This is a genomic window from Streptomyces sp. NPDC104761 (genome assembly GCF_055583445.1).
In genome coordinates this window covers 584,582-601,163 of the sequence record NZ_JBVJNZ010000001.1, presented here as the reverse complement: position 1 = coordinate 601,163, position 16,582 = coordinate 584,582, and the positions used below count along the sequence as shown (strand labels likewise).

Sequence of the window (16,582 nt, the reverse complement as noted above, 5' to 3'; positions counted from 1 at the left end):
TCACCTTCGTAGGAGCGTGTCGGCGGGTTCCGCCGGAGGAACGTGCCAGGGACGGAAGGGGTGGCCCTCCGTCTCGAAGAGCCGGGAGAAGATCTCGTAGAACTCCAGCCGCAGGGCCTGCACCCCGGCCACCAGGGCCTCCAGGCCGAAGGAGAGCGCGGTGCCGACGGCGAACAGCAGGGCGGCGCCCGCCCACCAGGCCGGACCGTGGGCCGCCAGGCCGGTGGTGCCGCGCCACACCAGGTCGGCCAGCGCGGCGTGGGTGAGTCCGAAGGCGGCGAGCCGGGCGAAGGAGAGGGTGTTGGTGCCGGTGCGTACGACGACGTCGAAGAGACGTACGCCGGTCTCCGCGAGCCCCGCACCGCCGCCCGCCGTGTTCCGGAACAGGCCCAGGGCCACCAGCGCCAGCCCGGCGGACGCGAGCGCGGCTCCGGCCGAGGCGGCCGGCGCCACGTGCAGGACCAGCCCCGCGGCCGCCGACGCGAGCCCCAGGTAGAACAGCAGCCCGGCGACACCGGACGCCGCGTACAGCCCCGTGGCCCAGCCGCCCTCCCGTACCCGGTTCACCGCGCCCGCGGCATGCGCGAGGGCCAGCAGCCCGGCCCCGAACACCACCGCCGCCGCCAGCAACCGGGCCGGGCTCGCCAGCGGCGCCAGCCACAGCACCGGCAGCAGGCCGGTCGGCCCGAAGAACTCGCCGTAGGCGGCGCCCGCGGCCATCGCGGCCAGCCCGGCGCCCGCGAGGAACGGCCAGAGGCGGTGCAGCGGGGCGAGCCGGCGGGGCCGTCCGGAGCGCAGGACCAGCGCGCCGAGGACCAGCAGGGCCCCGTGCCCGACGTCGCCGAACATGATCCCGAACATCGCGAGATAGGCCAGGCCCGCCGGCCACGACGGGTCGAGGTCCGCGTACGACGGTGTGCCGTACGTCGTCACCAGAGGCGTGAACGAGACCTCCCCGGCGGGCCGCAGCAGCGTCGGCGGATCGGCGCCGCGCGGAGCGGGCAGCGGCAGCAGCGCGCCGCCCGCCGCCGCGAGCCGCTCGGCCACCCGGGGCACCTCGGCCGCCGGGCACCACCCGGCGAGCGCCGACACCTCCCCCTGCCGCACGGCGCCGCCCGCGCGTTCCTCCAGTTCGGCCTCCCCGGCCAGCAGGCCCGTCTCCCGCCGGTCCTCGAGCCGGTCCAGATCGGGTGCGGCAACAGCCAGCGCGGTACGGCCCCCGCGGCCCCCGGTCTCCGGGCCGCCGCGCCCCTGAAGCCGCCGCAGCCGCAGCGCCGCGGGACCCGGGGCCGTCTCCTCGACGCGGTCCAGCTCCACACAGCCCGCTTCGGCGATCCGCACCAGCGCGTCCCGCAGCGCGACCTGCGGCACGACCACCGCCACGCGGCGCATCCGGACCGGTGTCATCGCCTCAGGCCAGGGCATCGAACGCCTCCCTGGGCCGCCCGCCCCGGGCCGCCGACTCCAGGGCGGCCCGCACCCGCCAGGCGTCGACGGAGAGCACCGCGACCGCGCCGACGACCACGCCGGGCCCGTGCCGGCCGTCCCGCAACAGGGCGGCCCCGTCGTCGTGCACCGAACGCCACCAGCGGACCTCCGCCCGCCACAGCCCCTCCGGCTCCTCGACGCCGGCCAGGAGCCGCCGGGCCGGCGCCGGGAGAACGTCGCGGAACTCCTGGTACGAGGCAGCGGCCGGTGCCCGCGTTCCGAGGAGCCGGGCCGCGTCCCGTCGTACCGGCTCAGGCAGGGAGCGGCCGTGCACGAACAGTTCACGTGCCGTCAGCAGAGCCGCGCGGGCGACGGCCCAGCCGCGCGCCTGCGGCACGGCGACGGCGGTGCGCCGCGCGGCGGCCATCCGCATGCCCGTGACCAGCGCCCACGGCGTCTCGCCGCCCGGATCGCCCCACGCCGACGCGGCGAGCACGGCACGCAGCTCCGCCGGGGTACCGGCCTCGGCAAGGCGCCGCCAGACCGTCTCCAGCGCCCCGAGCCGGTACGGCGGACCCGGCGCGTCCGTGCCGCGGCCGTCCGGCGGGGCCAGCCGGGCGACCACGTTGGCGACCTCGAACCCCGAGACCAGCGGGACGAGCAGCCGGGCCCCGCCCCGCGGCAGCCAGCCCGCCAGCACCCGCAGATGCCACAACAGCGTCGCGGACACCGCGCGTTGGGCCTCGGGCAGCCCGGCCGCCTCCCGTGCGTACCTGACGTACGGCGTCCCGGCCAGCAGCCGCAGCGCCGCGTCGAGCGACGGGCACACCGCGATCTCCCGCGCCCCGGCGGCACCCGGATACCGTTCGGCCATCGCCCGCGCCCGGACCGCTCCGGCCACCCACCCGGCACTCATGGTGCCGCGCCCGTCCCGGCCGCCCGCAGCGCCTGCGCCACCGCGTCCGCCACCAGGGCGGGCAGCCCCGCCCGGCCGCGGTCCCGCACCGCGTCGGCGGCCCGGTCACCGGCGGCGCGAACGGCGTCGGCCGCCCGCAGCGCGTCCCGTACGAAGGGTTCGGCAGCCTGACGTCGTGCCTCGGGAGCCTGTTCCCGGGCAGCCGCCACGATGCCCACGGCCTCTTGCCCGGCCGCCCGCCGGATCGTCTCGGCGGCCTCTTCCCCGGCGGCCCGGATCCGGTCCGCCTCGCGCTGTACGTCCGTCAGCCGGGCCAGCGCCGGGGCCAGTTCCGCAGCGCGTTCCGCCTCCCGGTCGGGGGGCACGCCGGTGACGGCCGCCCCCGGTGTCCCCGTCGGACGGAACCGCTCCAGGAAGTCCCGCAGACTCATCTCCCGGCCTCCTGCCGGTCGGCTGCCCCTCCAGTGTCACCATCCTCGCCCGCGCCCGCACCGGATAGGGCCGTCACTCCGTCCCATCAGGGCCGTTCGGCACTGGACGGCCGACGGCGGGCCACGAGACTGGAACGGTAGGCAACCCGACGGACTCCGGAGGCCACCGTGAACCAGCACGAGAACTTCTCCACCGGGGCCGAGGCACGCCGGTCCCTGCCCTCCCGGCCCTGGAGCCCCCGCGAGGACGCCCGCCAGGATCTGCTGGTGCGCTACCTGGGCGCCGTGGCCGCCGCGGCGGCCCAGCACGCCGGGCCGGAACAGTCGTCGCCGTCCCCGGCGAAGGCCGCTCCCGAACCCGCGCCCGGCTCAGGGATGCCGTTGGTCCGGGACATGATGGACGTGCCGGCCGCCTCCGTCCACGACGACCTGCCGTACCGGGAGATCGCGAGGCTGCTCGCACGCGAACACGTCGGTGCCCTGCCGGTCGTCGACGCGCAGGACCGTGTGATGGGCGTCGTCTCCGAGTCGGACCTGCTGGCGAAGGTGGCCGTCGAGGCTTCCGGCCGCCGTCCCCGGCCGGTCGGCAGGCTGCGCGAACGGCGGCTGCACGACAAGGCCCAGGGCGAGACGGCCGCCGACCTGATGACCAGTCCGGCGATCACCGTGCTGCCGGGTGCCACCGTCGCGGAGGCCGCCTGGCTGGCCGCGCTGTCCCGGCTGAAGCGGATCCCGGTCACCGACCACGAGGGCCGGCTGGTCGGCGCGGTGGGCCGCGACGCGCTGCTGCAGGCCCTGATCAGGGACGACGCCGGGATCCAGGCCGAGATCGAGGACCGGATCCGCGCCGTCTGCGCCCCGGGCGACCGGACGGCCGTCACGGTGACCGTGCACGACGGCATCGTGGAACTGTCGGGCCGGCTTCCGGTGGCGACCGGGGCCCGGCTGGTGGCCGAGACCGAGGCGATCGCCGACGTGGTCGAGGTGAAGAACCTCCTCACTGCGGTCTGACCCGCACCCCGCGCTGTACGAGTTATGCGGCCACGGCACACCGGGTTCCGCGTCTGCGGTCGCAGTCCTCTCCCGGAAGGCGGACACCATGCCCCGCACCGTCACCGTGGGTTTCGACGGTTCGCCGGAGAGCCGCGCCGCCGCCGACTGGGCGGCCTGCGAGGCGAGGCTGCGCGCTCTGCCCCTGAAGATCCTCCATGTCCGCGAGCCGGTGCCCCGGGGGCCGGCACCGTCGTCCGGCCTGTCGCCCCACCCGGAGAACCGGCGCGACCGGACCCACCGTGACCCCGCCCAGGATGCGGCGGAGTTGCTGCGCACGCGCCACCCCGGCATCGAGGTGATCACCGACCGGGTGACCGGTGACCCGGCCACTGCTCTGGCGGAGGCGGCAGACGCGGCGGAGCTGCTGGTGCTTGGCTCACGCGGCCTCGGCGGCCTCGGCGGGTATCTCGTCGGCTCGGTCAGCCTGTACGTCATCGCCCACACGGCCCGGCCCGTGGCCCTGATCAGGGCGGAGGAACAGCCCATCGGGGAACACCGGAGGACAACCGCGCGCGGCTCCTCCGCCGCGCCCTTCAGGCCCGTGGTCGTCGGGGTGGACACCGGCGACACGGACGCCGCACTGCTGGAATTCGCCTTCGACGCCGCCGTACGCAGGGGCGCGGCCCTGAGGGTCGTGCACGCCTGGACCGAGCCGCCCGGCACCTTCCGCCGCTTCCACGGCCTGGAGCTTCATGCCTCGCTCGCACGACAGCAGGCCACCACTTTGACGGACGCGCTGTGTCCCTGGCAGCGGAAGTTCCCAGGCGTCGACGTGATCGAGGCAAGCCGCTGCGGCAGCGCGGCCCAAGTCCTCGTCAACGCGGCCCGCGACGCTTCCCTGGCCGTCGTGGGCCGCCGGATCCGCACCAGCCCGATCGGCGCCCACATCGGCCACGTCACGCACGCCGTCCTGCATCATGTGGCCGCGCCCGTCGCCGTGGTCGCGCACGACTGAGCCTTCGGCCACGGGCACCCGAGCCTTCCGCCACGGGAGAGAAACCGAGCACTCCGGCTACGGGAGAAGAGCGGACGCGCTGCACGCCGGGGGTGGGGTCGGCCAGGTCAGGGCGCGGGTGACGTCGGCGACGGTGAGTATGCCGACGAGCCGACCCCGGTCGAGCACCAGGGCACGGCGCACGGGGCTCTCCTGCAGCCGAGGCAGCAGGTCGAGCACGGGTTCGTCCGGAGCGGCGGTCACGACGTCGTCGAGGGGAAGCATCACGTCCCGGGCCGTCGTGTGCGCACGCGCCTGCGGCGGCACCGCCTCCACCCGGCGCACGGTGAGCAGGCCGGTGACCGAACCGTCCGCCGCCAGCACCGGGAAGGCCGCATGACGGTAGGGGCCGAAAGGGCCCTCGGCGAGGAAGTCGGAGAGGCTCGCCGTGGCGGGGACGGTGACCGGGGCCGGTGTCATGACCCGACGCACCGCAACTCCCTCCAGGACGCCCCGGAGCTGCGCCTGGCGGGACTCCGCGGTGGCGGCGGCGATGAGGAACCAGCCGATCAGCGCGGGCCACAGGCCTGAGAGGCTGCCGACGAACAGCACGTCCGCGAACCCGGTCACCACCATGAACCAGCCCAGCGCCCGGCCCGCCGCCGAAGCGCCCCGGGTGGCGCGCAGCCGGTCACCGGTGCGGTGCCACAGGTACGCCCGCAGCAGCCTGCCGCCGTCCAGCGGGGCGGCGGGAAGCGTGTTGAAGACGGCCAGCAGGATGTTGATCGCGCCCAGCCAGGCGACGGCCTCGACCACCAGCCCGGACACGTGCAACGCGTCCAGTCCCACGGCGGCCCCGGCGAGCACACCCCCGGCCAGCACGCTGGTTAGGGGGCCCACACCGGCGATCCGCAGCTCGGCGGCAGGCGACGGAGCCTCGCCGCGCAGCCGCGCCGCGCCGCCCAGCATCCACAGCGTGATGCCCTCCACCTCGACACCGTTGCGCCGGGCGACCACGGCGTGCGCCAGTTCGTGCGCGAGCAACGACAGGAGGAACACGACGGCGGCCAGTACGGCGAGACCCCAGTACGCGACCGGGGAATGACCGGGATGAGCGGCGGGGAACCGGCCGCGTGCCAGCGCGACGGTGATCAGCGCGACGATGACCACGACACTCCAGTGCAGACCGACGCGGACACCGGCGATCCGGCCGAGGGACACCGACTCGTCCATGAACTTCGCCTCACCTTCCCGGCTTGCGCATGGCGGGGAACCACGCCCGCGGCACCTACAGCGTGCGACGGTGGCGGTCGTCTCCGGAGGGGGCCGACCGGCTCTCGTCGAGGACACCCTGCCCCCGACACGCCCGACACGCCCGACGCCCCGCACCCCGCACCCCGCACCCCGCACCCCGCACCCCGCACCCCGCAGGACATTTCATGTGCCCGACCTCCCCAGGCACGGCGCAGCACGCTCGGCCCGTCCGGGTCGTCCAGCCGGGCCGTGCCTGCCTCGTACTCAGGACGCACGGCCTTCGCCGACGGCGATCCACTCCGCTGCGCTCCCCGGACCGCTGCACGGGCAACCCCTGGTATGCCCGTCGCCCTCCCGGAACCTGAGCCCCTCCCGGCCGACCGGCCGACCGCCGCTTCGGCGTGCCGTCCCCCGCCGGGGAGGAATACCGTGGAAAACGCCCCCGTCGATGCCGAACCCGTGTGCGCCGAGGGGGGAGGAGTGCGGTGGAAACTCCCGACGAACCAAGCGTGCTCCTGCCGCAGCTGAAGCTGGACGATCTGCTGGATGAGCTGCAGGCCAGGCTCGACGCTGCCCGGGGCACCCGGGACCGCGTGCACAGCCTCCTGACGGCACTCCTTTCCGTCGGCCGCGAGCTGCATGTGCAGGAGGCCCTGCGCCGCGTCGTCGAGGCGGCCGCGGCCCTGGTGGACGCCGAATACGCGGCGCTCGGCGTCATAGGACCGGACGGCAGGACCCTGTCGGCGTTCCACACCGTCGGTGTCACCGAGGAGCAGGTCGCGGAGATCGGCTCGCTGCCCGAAGGACACGGCATCCTCGGGGAGCTGATCCGCCACCCGGAGCCGCTGCGTCTGGAGAAGCTCTCCCAGCACCCCGCCTCGTACGGCTTCCCGGCCCGTCACCCGGCGATGAACAGCTTCCTCGGGGTACCGATCCGTGTCCGTGACCGCGTCTTCGGCAACCTCTACCTGACCGAGAAGCGTGGCGGGCTGCAGTTCGACAAGGAGGACGAGTCGCTGCTGTGCACGCTGGCCGTGGCGGCCGGCGTCGCGATCGACAACGCCGGCCTCTACGAGGACTCCCGGCTGCGGGAGCGGTGGCTCCGGGCGAACGCGGAGATCACCCACAGTCTGATGTCCGGCAGCGGCCGTGCCGAGGCTCTGCACTTGATCGCGGAACGCGCCCAGGAGATCTCCGGTTCCGCCCTGGCGGCGGTCGCACTGCCCCTGGAGGCCAGTGCGTCACTGGGCGTCGAGATCGCCGTGGGTCTGGACGCGGAGGCCCACCGGGGTCTGGTGCTGCCCCTGCGCGAATCCCTCATGGGGCTGGCGTTCTCCGCCGCCGCGCCGGTCGCCAGCGACGATGTCGTCCACGATGCCCGAATCTCCCCCGAGCCTCCGCGCTTCCAGGGGCTCGGCCCCGCCGTGGCGGTTCCCGTCGGTACTGGCGCGGGCTGCGTGCGGGGCGTGGTATTGCTGGCCCGCGAAGCCGGGCGGCCGGTCTACTCCCCGGGGGAGACCGAGATGCTGCAGGGCTTCGCCGCGCAGGCCGCGATTGCGCTGGAGCTGGCCGAGCGGCGGCAGGACGCCGCGCGGATCACCGTACTCCGGGACCGCGATCGGATCGCCCGGGATCTCCACGATGTGGCCATCCAGCGTCTGTTCGCCGCCGGGATGGCCCTGCAGGGCGCCGGGCGCCTCATCGAGCACCCGCAGGCGTCCGAGCGGGTGCTGCGGGCCGTCGACGACCTGGACGAGACCATCAAGATCATCAGGTCGTCGGTCTTCGGCATCCGGACGCGCACGGACACCGTGGGCAGCGGGCTGCGGACGAGAGCCGTCCAGACGGTCGACCGGGCGGTGCCCGTCCTGGGCTTCGCACCCAGCCTGCGTATGGAGGGGCCGCTCGACACCGACGTGCCTCGCGAGATCGGCGACCATGTCGTGGCCGTCCTCTCCGAGGCACTGACCAACATCGCCCGGCACGCTCGCGCCAGCCGGGCCGGGGTCGCGCTGGCGAGCGACGGCCGCGAGCTGCGTCTGACGGTTTCCGACAACGGGGTGGGAATCCCTCCCGGTGGCCGCCGCAGCGGGCTGCGGAACATGGCCGAGCGGGCGGAGCAGCTCGGTGGGCGGCTGGAGATCGTACGTCCCGCCGGCGGCGGCTCCACACTGGAGTGGCACGTCCCACTGCGGACGGCGTAGCCGCCGGCCCCGGCCGCCCGCGGGGCCGACAGGGGCGGCAGGCCGGAAGCGCTCGGCCACGGAGCCGACCGGCCGGAAGCCGCAGTGCGCAGGTTCCCACCGCGTCAGCCGGGCCCCTGGAGGACGCAGGTTCTCTCGACGCGTCCGGCGGTTGCGTCGGGACGTGTCCCGGCGACTCCGTCGACAGGTACCGCCCACCGGGGCCGAACGGCCCTGCGGGGGGCCGAGGGGCCCCTGTCCCGCACATCCCTACGGGCACACGCTGGATCAGTGCCCCTCACGGACGACCATGCGGAGTCATCATGTACGGCACTCCCCACCTCGTAGGCGATGCCATGAGCCACCCGGTCGCCGCCGTCGGCCGGTGGGCCTCGTTCAAGGACGTGGTGGGGATGATGCAGGAGTGGCAGGTCAGCGCCGTGCCCGTACTCGAGGGCAAGGGCCGGGTGATCGGGGTGGTCTCCGAGGCCGACCTGTTGCCCACGGAGGAGCTCCGGGACAGCCCCGCGAAGGGCTACGCGCTGCTGGGCCCCGACGGCATGGTGAAGGCCGGCGCGCTGACCGCGGGGGACCTGATGTCCTCGCCGGCGATCACTGTCCGTCCGAACGCCACCCTGGCCGAGGCCGCGCGCATCATGGCCGGCGCGAAGGTCAAGCGACTGCCCGTGGTCGACGAGGCCGGTCTGCTCGCGGGCGTGATCAGCCGCGCCGACCTGCTCAAGGTCTTCCTGCGCGGGGACCAGGACATCGCCGAGGAGGTCCGACGCGACATCGTGACGTACGTCTTCCCGCCCCCGGGTTCCACCATCCACGTGGACGTGCACGACGGGGTCGTCACGCTGGCAGGACGGGCCCGCGACACCTCCCTGGTGCCCGTGGCCGCCCGCCTGGTGCGGGCCGTCGAAGGAGTGGTGGACGTGGAGTTCCACCTCGCGCAGGGCGAGGACAGCAAGGTGTAGGTGTCGTCGCCGGGTCGATGGGACACCTCGTTCGCCTCGGTGCGCACGGCTGCGTGACACCGACGCGGCGTTGTTGATCGTTCAGCAGCGACAACATGCCGGCGGGCCAGGTGGGTTGAACGGCCCCCTGCCTCTGTGGACCACCCTTCTCAGCACCCGATCTCGGCCCAGATCGTCTTCCCCTGGGCATGGTGACGTGTCCCCCATCGATCGGCGAACTGGGCGACGAGCAGCAGGCCGCGGCCGCCCTCGTCATAGGTGCGGGCACGCCGCAGGTGCGGGGCGGTGCTGTTGCTGTCGGAGACCTCGCAGATGAGGGCACCGTCGCGAATGAGGCGCAATTGGATGGGGGGCTGCCCGTAGCGGATCGCGTTGGTCACGAGTTCGCTGATGACCAGCTCCGCGGTGAAGGCCGCCTCGGACATTCGCCAGGCCGCCAGTCGAGCCTCGACCTCCGCGCGGGCTCCGGCCACCGCGGCAGGGTCGGAGGGCAGGTCCCAGATGGCCACCTGACCGGCGTCGAGGATTCGGGTGCGGGCGACGAGGAGAGCGACGTCGTCTTGCGGCTGTGGGGGGAGCAAGGCCCGGATCAGGTCGTCGCAGACGGTTTCCGGCGAGTGCCCGGACTCGTCCATGCACCGGAGCAGCCGCGCGAGGCCCTGGTCGAGGTCGTGGTCGGGTCCTTCGACGAGGCCGTCGGTGTAGAGCGCGAGGAGGCTTCCTTCAGGCAGTTCCCACTCGACCGTTTCGAACGGCAGCCCGCCTACGCCCAGCGGGGGTCCAGGGGGTACGTCGACGAAGTACGCCCTACCGTCGGGCGTGACGACGGCCGGAGGCGGGTGGCCTGCGGTGGCGGCCGTGCAGCGGTGTGCGACCGGGTCGTAGACCACGTAGAGGCACGTGGCGATGAGCCCGGTGGGGACCTCGAGACCGGACTCGGCCTCGGGGTCCGGGGCGGGGTCCTCCTCGGTCGCCAGGTGGCCGACGAGATCGTCGAGGTGGACGAGCAGCTCGTCGGTGGGGAGATCGACGTCGGCCAGCGTGCGCACCGCGGTCCGCAGCCGGCCCATGGTGGCGGAGGCGCCCAGTCCGTGGCCCACCACGTCCCCCACCACCAGCGCGACCCGCGCACCCGACAGGGGGATCACATCGAACCAGTCGCCTCCCAGCCCCGCCCTGGTACGGGCCGGGCGGTAGCGATGAGCCGCCTCGACCGCGTTCTGGCCGGCGAACCGCCGGGGGAGCAGGCTGCGCTGCAGGGCCAGTGCGGTGCCGCGTTCGAGGGTGTAGCGGCGGGCGTTGTCCACCGCGACAGCGGCCCGTGCGGCGATTTCCTGGGCCAGGAGCAGATCGTCGTCCTGGAACGGCTCCTGGCGCTGGTGGCGGGTGAAAACGGCTACGCCCAGGGTGATGCCACGGGCACGCAGCGGGACGACCATGATCGAGTGGACTCCGAACGTCCGGACCACCCGCGACCGCTCGGGGTCCGCCTCCCCCCAGTCCCTGATCGCCCGGTCCAGACCCCGGTGGCGCGAGGGACGGCCGGTGGCCATACAGCGGACGGGCGGCGTGGACTCCGGGTAGTAGTCCACGTCTCCCGGCCGGATCACCGCTTCGGGCACGCCGGGGAGCACGGACTGCTGCCCGGCGCGGCGCAGGGCGACGGTGCCGGTGGCGGACGGACTCGGTTCGACCCCGCGGAACAGCGAGTCGAGAAGGTCGATGGTGACGAAGTCGGCGAGCCGGCCCACAGCGACATCGGCCATCTCCTGGGCCGTCTGCATCACGTCGAGAGTGCTTCCCACCTGGGTGCTGATGTCGTTCAGCAGTGCGAGTCGCTCCCGGGCCAGGTGCTGTTCGGTGACGTCGAGCGCGGTGAGTTGCACACGCCGCACCTGCCCCGCCGGAGTCTTGAGCGGAGACACGGTGATGGACCAGACTCTGTCGCGCGCCTCGGGCCGGGCCCTGCCCCGCACGTGGAACTGCTCGGGTTTCCCGGTTTCGAACACATGGCGCATACCGTTCTCCACCGAGTGGCAGATGTGGGGCGGCATGATCTCGGTGACCCGCCGACCGCGCATTTCCTCTTCGGTCAGAGCCAGTTCGCGAACGGCGCCGGCGCTTGCCCGCAGGGCCCGCAGTTCGCAGTCGTACACCATGACGGGCACATGGCCCTGGGCGAAGGCTTCCTCCGTCGTCGTAGTGTCCTGTTCCGCTTCGCCCGGCTCGGTGGCGACGACGAGCCGTTGTGCACGGCCTTCAGCGTCCAGCGACGGATACGTGCGCAGCCACGCCTCCAGGCGCCGGCCGTCCCGGTGCCGGAGCGGGACGGCGCCGCTTCGCCGGTCGAGTGCCTCGGTGAATCCCCCGTCCAGGTGCGCGTCCGCATCGAGGAGACGGGTTGCCGGACGTCCGACGACGTCCTGGCAGGAGTAGCCCAGCAGTCGCTCGGCGCCTGGGCTCCACCCCGTGATGATCCCCCGTGCATCGACCACGGCCGAGGCCGCCGGATCCGGGAACGCTCCGGAGCCCTTACCCGCGGTGTCATCGCGCATTTCGATCATCGCCCATCCGGCACACGGAAACCGGAGCCGTGGGGACCGACGCCGCGCCTGCCGGCGGCCCCTGCCGACGCCTGTCCTCCTCCACTTCTACCGTTCCCCGCGCACGCTCGCAGGTCGGCGCTGTGCCTGTCGTGTGGCCTTGCACCGGGCCGAGTTCGACGAACCCCGTCAGATCGGCCTGTTGCCGGCCACGGAGCAGCCGGAGAAGGCCGGACCCCGTCAGACAGCGGTGAGCAGGTTCTGCCGACCAGCAGGAGGCCGCGACGAGTCTGCGGGACTTCCCGGAAGGGCTCCACCCTGCGGGGGCACCTGGTGCGACAGCCGCCGGGTCCCCGGCGACCCTACGGCACAGCGCCTCGCGGAACTGCCGCGGGCCGAACACCGGGGCCGGACGCCGGTTGCGCAGGAACGTCCGGCCGTGGAGGCCGGGGCCGCCGCCGTTCGACGGTGGGACGCGGAGGGGGAACCGGACGGCGACCCGCCGCCGGTTGTTCCGTGGTGAGGAGGACGCCATGCCGCACACGGCGCAGTGGAAGGTGAGTCTCCGGCTCTTCGCGCAGGCGCCGCCGCAGCCGGGAGCCGGCCGGCGTGTCGCGGCGGTCCGCAGACGGTGCGACGGTGTTCACAGGGGCCTGTCCGCAATCACCGGGCCCTCTCCGCAACCGGACGGCGAAGGCGGTGACGACGATGGAACTCCCCCTGGTCGTGGGTGTCGACGGGTCGGACTCCAGTCTGCTGGCGGTCGACTGGGCGGTGGACGAAGCAGCACGCCAGGGGCTGCCGCTGCGCCTGATCCATGCCTCCCGGTGGGAACGCTACGAGGAGGTCCGCCCCTCGTTCGGCGCCGGCCGTCCGGCAGAGGAGGTCCTGGCACAGCACATCGTCGCCTCCAGTGCCGAACGCGCCGGGCAGCGCGATCCCGAGGTCAAGGTGTCGGCCGAGGTGTTGCCCGACGACCCCGTGTCCGCGCTGCTGGCAGCAGGCTCCGACGCCTTCGCCCTGGTCACGGGCGTCCGAGGGCTCGGACGGACCGCCGGGATGCTGCTGGGCTCGGTGAGCCTGGCGGTCGCGGCTCGTGCCGCGTGCCCGGTCGTCGTGGTCCGTGGCACGGAACACGCCCGCCAGGGAGCCGGCGGCCGGGTCGTGGTGGGGGTAGGGGATTCCGAGGGCAGCACCGATGCCGTTCGGTTCGCCGTGCGTGAGGCCGAGGCTCGCGGCTGCGGTCTGACCGCCGTACGGGCATGGCGCACCCCGACCGTCGAGCCCGTGGACCACATGCCGACCGCCGGCGACGACGCCCGGCTGCGCGAGCAGCAGGCCTCCGCCGCCCTCGACGACGCGCTGTGCGAGGCCGAGCGGGAGCACCCCCGGGTGGACATCCGTCGACGCGCGGTCGAAGGCCCCGCGCATCGCGTCCTGCTGGACACGACCGCCGAGGCCGACCTCGTCGTGGTCGGCGCCCGGCGCCGGCAGGGTCACTTCGGCCTGCAGCTCGGCAGGGTCGCGCACGTCCTGCTCCACCACTCCGAGTGCCCGGTCGCCGTCGTCCCGCAGCCGGTCTGACACTCGCCACATGGCCCTGGAGGCCTGTACCGGCCCGGCAGGAGAATGCCTCCGGGGAGCCTCCGGGGGGAGGGAAAGGTGGCGGATGTCGGAGTGGACATGGGAGTGGACGGGTTACGACCCCGCCGCCGAGCGGTTGCGTGAATCTCTCTGCACGCTGGGCAACGGCTACTTCGCCACGCGGGGCGCGGTGCCCGAGTGCAGGGCAGGCCTGGTCCACTACCCGGGAACCTATGCGGCCGGGTGCTACAACCGGCTGGAGTCGACCGTGGCGGGCCGGCAGGTGGTGAACGAGGACCTGGTCAACCTGCCCAACTGGCTGCTTCTCCGGTTCCGCCGACGCCGTGCCGGGGACGGCGCCTGGGGCCCGTGGTTCTCCCCCCACCCGCACACGCTCCTGGAGCACAGGCACACCCTGGATCTGCGGCGCGCGACGCTCACCCGGTCCTTCCACCACCGCAGCGACGGGACAGGCGTGCTCGGTGTGGAGCAGACCCGGCTCGTGCACATGGAGGACCCTCACCTGGCCGCGCTGCGGACGGTCTTCACAGCGGAGGACTGGTCGGGAGAGATCGAAGTGGAAAGCTGCCTCGACAGCAAGGTGATCAACGGCAACGTGCACCGCTACCGCGCCCTCGAGCGCGGTCACCTGACCGGAGTCCGGACCGGAACTCGTGACCCCCGCACCGTCTGGCTGAGCTGCCGGACCACCGCGTCGGGCGTCGTGGTCGCCCTGGCGGCCCGGACGACGGTCAGCGCCGAACGGCCCCCCGTGTCATCGGCGTTCCGCCAGACCCGCCATCGCGCCGTGCACCGCCTGGTGATCCCGATCGCGCCCGGCCGACCCGTCACCGTGGACAAGACCGTCGCGCTGCACACCTCACGGGACACCGCGATCAGCGATCCGCTGGGCGCGGCGCTCGACCGGGTGTCCGCAGCGGCGGACTTCTCCGCCCTGCTGGACTCCCATGCCGCCGCGTGGGAGCGGTTGTGGCGGCGCGCGGACATCCAGGTGCCGGGCGAGGCGGGCCGGATCCTGCGGCTCCATCTCTTCCACGTGCTGCAGACGCTGTCACCGCACACCGCGGATCTGGACGTGGGCGTGCCCGCGCGGGGGTTGCACGGGGAGGCGTATCGCGGTCATGTCTTCTGGGACGAGCTCTTCGTGTTGCCGTATCTCGATCTGCACTTCCCGGAGGTCTCCCGGGCGTTGCTGGACTACCGCTACCGGCGCCTGCCCCGAGCCTGCAGGGCCGCCGCCGAGGCCGGCCGGACCGGGGCGATGTATCCGTGGCAGAGCGGCAGCGACGGCCGTGAGGAGACCCAGGAGTGGCATCTCAATCCTGGTTCCGGCCGCTGGCTGCCGGACCACTCCCGGCTCCAGCACCACGTCGGTTCGGCGATCGCCTACAACGTCTGGCAGTACTGCGAGGCCACCGGCGACACCCCGTACCTGTACACCAGGGGCGCGGAGATGCTGCTGCAGATCGCCCGTTTCTGGGCGGACCTCGCCGTCCTCGATCCCGGCACCGACCGGTACCGGATCCGCAACGTCGTCGGACCCGACGAGTACCACGACGGCTACCCGGACGCCGCGCGGCCGGGACTGGACGACAACGCGTACACGAACGTCACCGCGGCCTGGGTGCTCACCCGCGCCCTGGAACTCCTGGAGCGCCTGCCGGCCTGGCGCCGCGACGAACTCTTCGAGCAGATCGGGCTCGGCCCCGACGAGCCGCCGAGGTGGGAGGAGGTCTCCCGTCGGCTGCGGGTGCCGTTCCACCAGGGCCTCATCAGCCAGTTCGAGGGGTACGACGCTCTCGCCGAGCTGGACTGGGACGGCTACCGCGCGCGGTACGGCACCATACGGCGACTGGACCGGATCCTGGAGGCCGAGGGCGACACGGTCAACCGCTACAAGGCCTCCAAGCAGGCCGACGTCCTCATGCTCGGCTACCTGTTCTCGCCCACCGAACTGAGGGCGCTGTTCCGGCGTCTCGGGTACGAGCTGGACGACGGCATCTGGCGCCGTACCGTGGACTACTACCTGCGGCGCACCAGCCATGGCTCCACCCTCAGCGAGCTCGTCCACGGCCTGGTGCTCGCCAGGGCCAGGCGGGCCGACGCGTGGCAGTACGTCCACGAGGCCCTGGAGGCCGACATCGCCGACATCCAGGGCGGTACCACCGGTGAGGGCATCCATCTCGGGGCCATGGCAGGGACCCTCGACCTGGTCCAGCGGGGCCTGACGGGGCTGGAGACCCGCGAGGACTCCCTGTGGCTGGACCCGGTCCCGCTTCCCCCGCTCTCCGAGTACGGGTTCACGGTGCGCTACCGCGGTCACTGGGGTGTCGGCGTACGACGCCGCAACGGGCGGCTGGAGATCGCCGTGCCCGACTCGGAGAGGTCACCGATCCGCGTGGTCCTGGCGGACCGGGCCGTGACCATCGCCCCCGGGGAGACGTGCACGCTCACGCTGCGGGAGAAGTGACCGGGACGACACGGTGCCCGGGCCCGCCGCGTCGGCGTACCCGCGGAGACCCCCCTCAGGCGTGCGCCACGACGGCCACGGGGCAGCCGACATGGTGGATGGCGGCGTGGGTGACGGGGCCGGTGTGCGGTCCGGCCAGGCGTTCGGTGATACGGCGCCCGACGACGAGCAGGCCCGCCTCGGCGGACGCGTGCACCAGCACGGTCTGCGGCCGGCCCGCCACCGGACAGGGGCCGGCAGGGCTCCGGCCTTGCCCGTTCGACCCTCTTCCAGGCCGCCCGCCGAGGGGCACGGTGGTGATCCCACGGGTTCGGAACGTGGTACGGCGTGGAGCGAGTGACCAGCGCCGGTGACTACAGACCGGCCGCGGCCCGGCCACGACGTCGTGCAGGGCGCTCTGCACCACCATGCCGAGCGGTCGCGGCGGGGGGGTCAGCACGGTGGCCCGCAGGAGGGTGAGCAGGCCGTGGGCGCAGACCGGGGCGAGTCTGCCGCGGGTGGCCTGGGTGGTGGTGCGCGGGCGGGTGACGGTGAGGACGGCGGCGGCGAGCAAGCTGATGAGGGTCCAGCGCATCCAGGAGTTCCAGCAGGTGGTCTGGCCTGGTCGAGGCCGCAGGCGGTCTTGCCGAGTGGGACGGCCGGCCGGTGACCGTGAACCGCTGACTCCGGGCCGCCGAAGGTGTGGTCCCCCGGGGGGTAGGTGCCGGGGGGCAAACCCTCCTCCCACGTTCTTCTTCCCCAGTGAGCAGGCTACCGTGCCGTTTCTCCAGTTATGCTCTCCCCCT

At 73.6% G+C, this 16,582-nt stretch carries 12 protein-coding genes; 6 read left to right on the top strand and 6 right to left on the bottom strand.

Annotated features, from left to right (window positions below; translation table 11 throughout):
• From ACZ63F_RS02770 to ACZ63F_RS02760, 3 genes are read right to left on the bottom strand one after another with little or no spacing between them, the layout of a single operon-like run.
• Complete coding sequence (locus tag ACZ63F_RS02770) at positions 1–1,425, bottom strand: V-type ATPase 116kDa subunit family protein (protein WP_469708037.1); 1,425 nt, start codon at positions 1,423–1,425, stop codon at positions 1–3.
• A complete protein-coding gene (locus ACZ63F_RS02765) occupies positions 1,412–2,344 on the bottom strand; it encodes a hypothetical protein (RefSeq protein WP_469708035.1) in 933 nt (310 codons plus the stop codon). The genes ACZ63F_RS02770 and ACZ63F_RS02765 overlap by 14 nt, the downstream gene beginning before the upstream one ends.
• A complete protein-coding gene (locus tag ACZ63F_RS02760; protein ID WP_469708033.1) occupies positions 2,341–2,775 on the bottom strand; it encodes a hypothetical protein in 435 nt (144 codons plus the stop codon). The genes ACZ63F_RS02765 and ACZ63F_RS02760 overlap by 4 nt, the downstream gene beginning before the upstream one ends.
• Before the next feature lie 168 nt (positions 2,776–2,943).
• Here ACZ63F_RS02760 and ACZ63F_RS02755 point away from each other — a divergent pair, with 168 nt between their 5' ends.
• Positions 2,944–3,786 (top strand): CBS domain-containing protein, encoded by an 843-nt coding sequence (locus tag ACZ63F_RS02755; protein ID WP_469708031.1) that lies wholly within the window; start codon positions 2,944–2,946, stop codon positions 3,784–3,786.
• An 88-nt stretch (positions 3,787–3,874) separates the two neighbouring features.
• Positions 3,875–4,783: a universal stress protein gene (locus ACZ63F_RS02750; RefSeq protein ID WP_469708029.1), complete on the top strand. Its 909-nt coding sequence runs from the start codon at positions 3,875–3,877 to the stop codon at positions 4,781–4,783.
• Between the two features lie 57 nt (positions 4,784–4,840).
• On the opposite strand, the gene ACZ63F_RS02745 is transcribed toward ACZ63F_RS02750, so the two are convergent.
• Positions 4,841–5,995, bottom strand: coding sequence for a site-2 protease family protein (locus tag ACZ63F_RS02745; RefSeq protein ID WP_469708027.1), 1,155 nt, complete (start codon positions 5,993–5,995; stop codon positions 4,841–4,843).
• A gap of 530 nt (positions 5,996–6,525) precedes the next feature.
• Between ACZ63F_RS02745 and ACZ63F_RS02740 the strand changes: the two genes are divergently transcribed.
• Both ACZ63F_RS02740 and ACZ63F_RS02735 read left to right on the top strand, forming a co-directional pair.
• Positions 6,526–8,220: a sensor histidine kinase gene (locus ACZ63F_RS02740; protein WP_469708025.1), complete on the top strand. Its 1,695-nt coding sequence runs from the start codon at positions 6,526–6,528 to the stop codon at positions 8,218–8,220.
• Positions 8,221–8,522: 302 nt separating this feature from the next.
• The gene (locus ACZ63F_RS02735; protein ID WP_469708022.1) at positions 8,523–9,179 is read left to right on the top strand and encodes a CBS domain-containing protein; all 657 of its coding nucleotides are present in this window, start codon (positions 8,523–8,525) and stop codon (positions 9,177–9,179) included.
• Positions 9,180–9,328: 149 nt separating this feature from the next.
• Here the strand turns inward: ACZ63F_RS02735 and ACZ63F_RS02730 are convergent, their stop codons facing one another.
• Entirely contained in the window at positions 9,329–11,734 is a 2,406-nt protein-coding gene (locus ACZ63F_RS02730; protein ID WP_469708020.1) for a SpoIIE family protein phosphatase, read from the bottom strand.
• Positions 11,735–12,430: 696 nt separating this feature from the next.
• On the opposite strand from ACZ63F_RS02730, the gene ACZ63F_RS02725 reads away from it, so the two are divergent.
• A complete protein-coding gene (locus ACZ63F_RS02725) occupies positions 12,431–13,306 on the top strand; it encodes a universal stress protein (RefSeq protein WP_469708018.1) in 876 nt (291 codons plus the stop codon).
• A gap of 85 nt (positions 13,307–13,391) precedes the next feature.
• Entirely contained in the window at positions 13,392–15,797 is a 2,406-nt protein-coding gene (locus tag ACZ63F_RS02720) for a glycoside hydrolase family 65 protein (protein ID WP_469708016.1), read from the top strand.
• Between the two features lie 55 nt (positions 15,798–15,852).
• Here ACZ63F_RS02720 and ACZ63F_RS02715 read toward each other — a convergent pair whose 3' ends face one another.
• A complete protein-coding gene (locus ACZ63F_RS02715) occupies positions 15,853–16,371 on the bottom strand; it encodes an adenine nucleotide alpha hydrolase family protein (protein ID WP_469709354.1) in 519 nt (172 codons plus the stop codon).
• Positions 16,372–16,582: the final 211 nt, after the last annotated feature.